Origin of the sequence: Faecalitalea cylindroides, assembly GCF_028321995.1 — a bacterium.
GTDB classification, from domain to species: domain Bacteria; phylum Bacillota_I; class Bacilli_A; order Erysipelotrichales; family Erysipelotrichaceae; genus Faecalitalea; species Faecalitalea cylindroides.
In genome coordinates this window covers 1-1,121 of record NZ_JAQLXG010000039.1, presented here as the reverse complement: position 1 = coordinate 1,121, position 1,121 = coordinate 1, and the positions used below count along the sequence as shown (strand labels likewise).

Genomic DNA, 1,121 nt, shown 5'->3' with positions numbered 1-1,121 from the left:
CTAGATATCACAATGATCAATGATGTAACACCAATTCCACATAACGGATGTCGTCCACCAAAACGACCTCGTGGATAGTAAGGAGGCAATAGATGCAGGAATTCGAAAGAGCTTCATTTCACAAAGAGTTTGTAGATGAAGAAAACAATACTGGATCTTATGTTTTTGAACCTCTTGAAAGAGGCTTTGGAACTACAGTAGGCAGCACAATTAAAAATACAATGTTATCAAACTTGCCTGGTTGCGCTGTTATTGGTTTTAAAATTGAAGGATGCACAAAAGATCAGACTGTGATCAAAGGAATCCTTGAAGATGTAAATACTCTTTCTTTAAATTTGAAGGCTTTAAAAATTTCTTGTGAAAATGAAGGAATCAAAGCACTTCATATTTCAAAAAAAGGACCAGCAATTATTCAGGCAGCTGATATTATTTGTCCTGAAGAGGTTGAAATCGTGGATTCTGAACAAGTGATCTGCACTTTAGAAAAAGGAACGTCACTTGAAATGGATTTATATGCTTGCCTTGGAACAGGATATAAAAGCTCATTGGAAAATGAAGAAGAGTACGATTTAGGTGAAGATGTTGTATTCCTAGATGCAATGTTTACACCGGTAAAAAGTGCTGACTATCTATCTGAACCAGCACGTGTAGGACAGGATGCAAAATATGACAAGGTTCATTTTACCGTAACGACAAATGGAACAATCACACCTTTACAGGCTATTAGTCGTGCTGCAGCGTTCTGTGTTAAGAATTTAGATGTGTTAGTACCATTAGCAAATCTAAAACTGGAAGAAAGCTTTATGGTACAGCAGCCACATGTTGAAGATACCAAGAAAGTTAATACAATGATGATCGAAGATTTAGATCTGTCTGTACGTTCTTATAACTGCTTAAAACGTGCAGGTATTCAGACCGTGGATGAATTAACTCAAAAAACTGAAGATGAAATGATGCATGTTAAAAATCTAGGAAAGAAATCATTGAAAGAAGTAAAGGACAAAATGTTCCAGTTAGGTTTGTTCTTTAAATCTTATGAGTAGCAGGAGGAGCAACTATGTGGAATCGTAGATTAGGAAGAACAGCTGATCACAGAAAAGCACTATTGAGAAACATGGCAA

Annotated in this window: 2 protein-coding genes; both read left to right on the top strand. The window is 36.2% G+C overall.

The genetic code is table 11. The features are described from left to right. Nucleotides 1-78: 30S ribosomal protein S11 (rpsK, locus tag PND65_RS09610; protein WP_195191811.1), on the top strand; the 78-nt coding region annotated here is incomplete at its 5' end. A 14-nt stretch (nucleotides 79-92) separates the two neighbouring features. Further along, complete coding sequence (locus PND65_RS09605; protein WP_087321145.1) at nucleotides 93-1,043, top strand: DNA-directed RNA polymerase subunit alpha; 951 nt, start codon at nucleotides 93-95, stop codon at nucleotides 1,041-1,043. The last annotated feature ends 78 nt before the right edge of the window (nucleotides 1,044-1,121 follow it).